Source organism: Vibrio rumoiensis 1S-45, from assembly GCF_000286955.2.
Classification (GTDB): domain Bacteria; phylum Pseudomonadota; class Gammaproteobacteria; order Enterobacterales; family Vibrionaceae; genus Vibrio; species Vibrio rumoiensis_A.
Genome location: NZ_AJYK02000074.1, coordinates 1 through 7,494 on the forward strand (window position 1 = coordinate 1; position 7,494 = coordinate 7,494).

General features: G+C 38.2%; 3 protein-coding genes and 1 pseudogene. 3 read left to right on the top strand and 1 reads right to left on the bottom strand.

What is annotated here, in order from left to right; all coding sequences use genetic code 11:
* Positions 1–249 precede the first annotated feature (249 nt).
* Complete coding sequence (locus A1QC_RS09875; RefSeq protein ID WP_017026536.1) at positions 250–762, bottom strand: mobile mystery protein A; 513 nt, start codon at positions 760–762, stop codon at positions 250–252.
* Between the two features lie 434 nt (positions 763–1,196).
* Between A1QC_RS09875 and A1QC_RS15370 the strand changes: the two genes are divergently transcribed.
* The 3 genes and pseudogenes from A1QC_RS15370 to A1QC_RS09885 form a co-directional block, all read left to right on the top strand.
* Complete coding sequence (locus tag A1QC_RS15370; protein WP_017026537.1) at positions 1,197–2,051, top strand: esterase/lipase family protein; 855 nt, start codon at positions 1,197–1,199, stop codon at positions 2,049–2,051.
* Positions 2,035–5,307, top strand: a complete 3,273-nt coding sequence (locus A1QC_RS09880; protein ID WP_017026538.1) for a hypothetical protein — start codon at positions 2,035–2,037, stop codon at positions 5,305–5,307. The genes A1QC_RS15370 and A1QC_RS09880 overlap by 17 nt, the downstream gene beginning before the upstream one ends.
* A gap of 386 nt (positions 5,308–5,693) precedes the next feature.
* Positions 5,694–7,494: pseudogene (locus A1QC_RS09885) on the top strand (hypothetical protein); the annotation flags it as partial.

The following is a 7,494-nucleotide window of genomic DNA, read 5'->3' on the forward strand; positions in this document are numbered from 1 at the left end:
CCTGCCGAATAGGCAGCTAGGAAACAAAAGCCAAAAGGTAGGCGAGAAACTAAGTCGTGACCTGCCGAATAGGCAGTTAAGAAAAGGGCAGGAAGAAAGCATCCATGCCTGCTGATAAGCAGTAAAATATATAATTAGCCCACTAAGTATGAAGTTGCTTAGTGGGCTTTTGCTAAAAGATTACTCAGCGATATGTATATGGAAAGTGGGATAAACCTTGAAACGTTAATGATTTCTGACATTAATAGATTATTTTCGGTTCTCTCCAATATGTGTTTTCCAGAGTACTTTACCTCCGGCATTTATTAGTTCTTTTATCAGCATTTTTGTTGATTCATGTTGCTTTTCTTTACTGAGTTGTTGTGCTTCCAGAAACATATTTTGGTGCGATATTTCGAGTATAGAATGTGCAATTTCAGCGGCTCTATCCTCGAGGATTTCTTCTATCGATTTTCGAGGGACAACAGCGTACATCAAATCAGCATTAAGTCCTTCAGCAATTTGTTGCAGCTGGTTCAATGTAATAGTGCCCGCAGCTTCTTTTCTTTCAAGAATAGATATCTGGTTTCTGGTCAAATTAAGGCGTTCACCAAGCTGCGTTCCAGACATTCCTAAGGCTTCACGTATAGTCCTGATCCAGCCTGTTTTGGGTGGTGTCGGAGCTTTTAGTTCCATAGTTTTGTCGATTTTTACCACTATCTGCTTTCGTACTACCGCTTGGACGTTAGTAAGTTTTTGAGTTACTAGCAAAGGTAGTTTCATTGTGGCTTCCTGTATTATCATATTGATACAATCTTATTGTTTCGTATCTATATAATAATACATTTTGTTGTGGTGTGTATCGATATATTAATACGAATTTGATCTTTGGTTTTAAGCTTCTTCATAAATTTATCATTACCGTATTGTTAACACGATCTTGCCCCGAAATGAGTTGAGCATTCATTTCAGTCACATTCAATTCAGAGTATTTCACGATACAAAAACTAATGTGATAGGTAAGAACTTGGTTACCTGTCTACTAACAATCAATTGGAGAGAGTGGCCTAATGTTTTAGCTGCTGAGTGGCTACGATTGTGCGTGTTAATCACTAATGTTTAGTTTGTCTATATGTAACATGTTGAAATAAAACTATTAGGTGATGAATGTTTGGGATAAAATTCGAACGATAACATTTATACCAATAGAGGTTTGCATGGCTGACTTGCGATTGATGTCTGGCGATTCTTTAGCTAGAAAACATGTTGTGTTTATTCATGGATTAGGTGGCAATGCTGAAACCACATGGCAATCAAATAATTCAGATAAAGTCTTTTGGCCTAAGTGGTTACATGAAGATATAGAAGATGTATGTATCTGGTCGATTGGTTACGAGGCTCCTAAGTTTACTGTGCGAGATTCGGGAATGGGTCTCCTTGATAGAGCGCAAAACGTACTTGAGACACTGTTAACTGAACAGCAACTAAGTAAGGGCGAGCTAATACTAGTAGGTCATAGTCTAGGCGGACTAATTATTAAACAATTACTTAGGTTAGCAAGCGATCAGAATGGGCGTAAGGGTGCGGTTGAACTTGTAAATAGAGTCACTGGTGTAGCGTTTTTAGGCTCACCTCACACTGGTGCAGATCTAGCGCAAACAGGCAACTCTCTTTTTGGGCGAGTGTTTCTCAAGCTGTTCTTACATCAACCTTCTGCGGCAACGGCTTCATTAGAGCGCAATGATGCCACTCTTCGTGAGTTGAATACTTGGTATCGAGGGTGGTGTCACGATAAAGAAATTCGGCATTTAGTGTTGGTTGAAACCAAGCCATATCTGATATTTGGAAGGATTGTTAAGGCTGATAGCTCAGATCCAGGTTTAAAAGAACGGGCAATTCCAATAGATGCTCATCATATTAATATAAGTAAGCCATTTTCAAAACAAGACGATATATATAAGCATATTAAGAAGTTTGTGGCAGAAGATACGTTATCCAAACAGGCCAGTTGGTTACGAGCTAATTTTGGGAGGGATTATAGCGGCTGGGAAGAGTATGGTAATTTGGGCTAAGTGCCCAAAGGGCATTGAGGAAGAATACATATTAGATCAAGCTGTGCGCCTGCATAATTCTTCCTCTAATAACTCAGAAGGGTTAGCTACAGTTGATGCATTGAATTTGCTTCGAAATCGCTTACTCAAAGCTGGCGCGTCTATTCGTTTGATCGGGTTGTCAGGTGTAGGTAAAACTCGCTTCGTACAAGCACTATTTGATGAGAGAATCGGGGAAAATGCTCTTGATAAAGAGAGCGTGTTCTATTCAGACATTAGCCTATCTCCCTCACCCACTCCACGAGTTTTAGTTGAGCGACTTCTTAGAGACAATATTAAGTCCATTATTATAGTGGATAACTGTGCCCCCGACTTACATCGAGAACTTACTAATTTATGTAAAAGTAACAGCACAGCAAGAATCCTAACTGTTGAATACGACGTTAGGGAAGATCAGCCAGAGCAAACTGAAGTTTATACCTTAGAGCCAAGTTCTAGTGAGCTTATCGAAGCGATGATTTCATCAAGGTTTTCATATTTAAGTAGACAAAATGCTGGGAAAATTGCTGATTTTTCAGGAGGTAATGCAAGAGTGGCTAATGCGCTTGCCTCTACTGTAGGAAAAGATGAAAACATATCCAGATTAAAAGATGAAGAGTTATTCAAAAGACTGTTTCACCAGCGCCATGATTCTGATATTGGCTTAGAAAAAGCAGCCGAGGGCCTATCATTAGCTTATTCGTTTCAGTTGGAATCTGAAGATGACTTTAGTGAAGAGTTAAAGTTACTCGGTGAAATAGTAATGCTTCCTCCTCATGAAATGTACAAGTTTGCTAAAGAGTTGAAGCGACGAAACTTAGCGCAAGAACGTAGTATTTGGATGGCGATATTACCTCACCCTATTGCAAATAGACTAGCCCGTTTAGCATTGCAGAACATCCCAAATTCAAATGTTGTGAAGTTCATAAATAGCAATACACAACCAAGACTGCTCAAATCTTTCTCACGTCGTATTGGGTATCTTAATGATAGCGAAGAAGCCGTAAAGCTAGCATCAGTGTGGCTAACACCTGACGGAATGATAGATTTACTTTTTAAAAAAGGTAATGACGATTTATCGATCTCATTGTTGGCTAATATTGCCCCGATTATTCCAAGTGAAGTACTCACGTACCTAGAGCAAAGAGCAAAATTAGATCCTAGTTTCTTAAGTAGGGAGAATCCACATTACATATCAATTACAAGGCTTCTTCGTTCTCTAGCATATGAAGATAACTTTTTCAATCAATGCTTTGATCTGCTCTGTTGTTTCGCATTATCTGAAAAGAAAGGGGAAAATAATAATTCTATTAGAAGCTTACTTTGTAGTTTGTTTCAGCTTTATCTATCAGGTACACACGCTACATTGGAACGACGAGTTAAATGTATTGGCAAACTCATAGATAGCCCGAATGAAAACAAAAGAGAACTGGGGTATGAGTTACTCGATAGTTCACTAAATACTTCACATTTTTCATCAAGTTATGATTTTGATTTTGGTGCTAAATCAAGAGACTTTGGTTACGAGCCTCAAAGTCGAAGTGATGTGCTTTCTTGGTATCGCGAATACTTATTGCTCATTGATAATCTTGCTTCGCCAGACCAAATTATTGATGAGGGTATCAAAGAGGTTTTTGCTAATCATGTTAGAGGACTATGGCAATTTGCTGAGTTACATGATGATCTCGAATCCATATCCAAAAGCTTCTGTAGTAATGGGAGCTGGCCACGAGGTTGGTTGGCTTTAGGAGAAACATTGCGGTTTGATGCTTCGTCAATGGCGAGAGAACATAAAGACCGACTTGAATTGTTAAGGGCAAATATCGCAGCTCAAGACTTAGACGGTCAAATGGCGCTCTATGTACTTACTGATAACCATAATTACTTTGGCCTCGATGAGGTAGATGAAGAAGGTGAAACAGTAAAATGGGGATATGAAAAAGCTCAAGAACTCGCCGAAGAATTAGGCACACATGTGGCTCAAGAGCACTATGACTATCTTATAAACAAGTTAGCTCAGATTCTTACAACTATAAATACTAATAACCACCTGTTTAGGTTTGGACATGGAGTTGCGAGCGGAGTAAGTGATATTGAAAAAGTATGGTCTGATATAACCACCTGCCTAGAAAAACTAGAAATAAAGAAAGTAAACTCGAACTTTGTTGGAGGATTTGCCAGATACGTTTACGATAATGACTCAGATAAAGCACAACTGCTTTTAGATTTCTTATTAAACAACGATAAACTAAACTATATATTCCCACTGGTGCAGTTTGATTGCCCCTTAGATGAAGGTGCCGTAAATAGGCTCATAGCATCATTAAAAAGTAATACGTCTCCGAGCTGGATGTACCAAAATATGGCATTTGGTAGGCGGCATGAATCAATATCTGACTCTGACTTAATAACCATCTTGGATTTGCTCTGGTTGCAACCAAATGGGCAAAGTGCAGTTATTGAAATACTAAGCATGCGGTTCCATGGATTGAAGAAACAGGTATCTTATGCTCCTAGTGCGGATTTGATCAAAAAATGCAGAGAGTTTTTACTGAAGCATGATTATAGTAGAGATCAACGAGACAATGGTGGGCGAGATTATTCTTTGGCGAAAATAGCTAAAGTATGTTTTTCGGAAGATAAGGCTGAGGAAGATGCTAAAACTTTGTTCAAGAAGCTGTTCGAAGGCATAGCTACTTATAAAGTTTATTCTTTTGACTATGGTGAGTTTCTATCAACTGTAATCGAACTACAACCGACTCAAGCCTTAGATATATTTCTCAAAGAGGACAATGTTTCAGTTAAGATCAAAACTAGTCACTTATCTAGAAAAACGAGTCCATTTTCTAAGCTCCCTCTTGATACAGCTATTGTGTGGTGCAATGAGTCACCAATATACAGATTTAAAGCTCTAGCATCATCGATCACTCCGTATGAAAAGAATGGTGAACACCTTAAACTAACCGACTTGGCAAAAGCGCTAGTCAACGAAAGTCCTGAACCGTTGTTAGTGATTGAAGCTTTCGAAAGGGCAGTAATCCCGATGTCTTGGAGTGGTTCACGTGCATCTGTAATTGAACAAAGAGCTGAAATATTTGAGGAGCTTCTTTCCCATGAAAACCCTAATGTTGTAGAAAGTACGAAAATGATACTTAGCAAGCTAGAAAAAAGAGTAGAACGAGAAAGGGCCGACGAAGAGTTAGAGTCAAGGCAATCAGAAGAACGGTTTGAATGGTGAATTTAGAGGAATACTGGCTGGCTCTAGCTCATTAGAGAGTTAGCCATATATTTCCTAATCCAAGCCTCAAAATCTAGAGCAAAGGAGCTAGCTTGCTTTTGTCCATAGGTGTGCTAACGGGATATGAACGGGGTGTGTGATGAGAGGGGTTTGGTTGAAACACTTCTACCCCAAAGTCATTTAAACCATGGGGTTATTAACATATACCTATAGACATTTTTGACCTAGTTTTCCTAATAGTTGCGTAGTGTCTTAGCTTTGTATGAAGAGTCATGCGTAAAGTATCTTGCTCTTTTGAATTGTTTTATAAAAATCAACGAGTATCCTATTGATTTTTAAGTGTATAATATAATTTTATCTATTCGTTTGAATCAAGAGAAGATACTATGGCTGTAAATCATGTTGAGCATTCAAGGGACTGGTCGAAGATTAAATCTCTTTTGGAGCTATCCACACGAGCCTCCACTGATTCGCAGAAATTCTACAGTTTAGAGCAGCAGAAAGAAGCTGAAGATTTAGCAAAGTTTCTAGCGCACTCATCACTTACGACAGAACCTCTAGATAGAGACTGTGTATCAGCGCTTCTCAATGGAACTAAGTTATGGGAGCGGAATGGCGAACTTGTATCGATTAGCAAAGGAATAGAAATTGAATATTTAGAAGAGTGCTGCCTTGTAATGTTCGAGGCTGATTGCCTTTTACTTACCTGTAACTTAGAAGATCACCTTGAGCAGCACGTCGATGACTCTCTAATTCCTGTAATAGAAACACTCAGAACTTTACAACATATTCAACGTGGTCAGGAAGGCTACAAAAAGCCCAATCTCTTTGTTTCAGAAGAAATATGGAACAGAGAATTCACTAGTACTTCCCTGTTACTCTCCTATGTTGAAAAAGAAGATAACTCGTATATTTTCAACGGAAGAAACCATAATCTTAACCTACTAGTCAGTACCTTTTTATGGCAGAAATTACTTTCTAACTCGACTAGCTCTAAGGAAGCCTTCGAACAGTGGCTACGTATCATGCGTTTTACATGCAGTGCCGCTTTCCCTGTTCTTAAATATGCAACGTCAGATGCAGAGTACAGTGCTTATACAGCAGAATTACAAAAGCACTTATTAAAGCTCCCTGTCCCTAAAGATTTAGCCCGTTCAATATCAAACAGTAACCATTTTTCTGACGTTGTTCTCAATTACACTCAAACGCTAAAATTAACCATATCGATTGGAGGCTCACAAGCTGAGGGGGAATCTAATAACGCAGATGAATGCGTGAAGCAACCTCGACAAAACGTGGTTAAAAAAGACTCTTTGCCTTCCCTCAACTCTCATTCATTACGTAATGTTAGTAAAAACGAGTTTACTGAAATACAAGAGCATTTTAAAAGCAGAACTTATTGGGGAGGAGTCGGCCACTTTTATAGTTGGTTGATTTCGGAACTTTTAGAGGAAAGTATTTGTGTCGATAACCATTCGCTGTTTTACCCTCATGCATTGATAGATCTGATAGAGTTTGCGTTAGAACACCCTTTACTTAAGCATCTATTTTTGGGTAACTTATTTCAATTTCGATTATTACCTAAATATTTCTGCGTTCTCCTATCTCGAATAGACACATGCAATTTCGCAATGTTTTGGTTTGTCCATTTCTATGATGAAATTTCACATCAGATTGAAAATCGAGATGTTGTGGAGGCATTAGAGGTTTCTATCTCTAAAAGATACGCGGAAACGAACTCTAACAATACTGACTGTAGTGAAGAGTTTATTGATATAGTTCTTGTTTTGACTGATAAGTTAGGTCTATATAGAGATAACTTTAAAGATTCAATCTATCTCACCCTGTTTAACAACTTTTTAAAGCATCAAGATCCTAATAAAATACTATCAATGATTGATATTATTGAACGAATTGAGCTAAGCGAACATGCTTATCCGAATCCAACGATTTTTAAGCTACGTAATAACACGTACTTTTTATTATGGTGGCTATATGATTTTATCGACAGAAATTCACTTGATACTGCTCAAGAGCATATAAGTAGATTAGTTAATCTTATTACGAATGAGCTAGAGCAAGATCTGATATTAAATCTTGATGGTAAAAAATCAAACTTAGATGCTTCAATCTTAATTAAACAGTTCCCTTGGCATAAATTAATTATTGAAAATAATGCAGATCGGC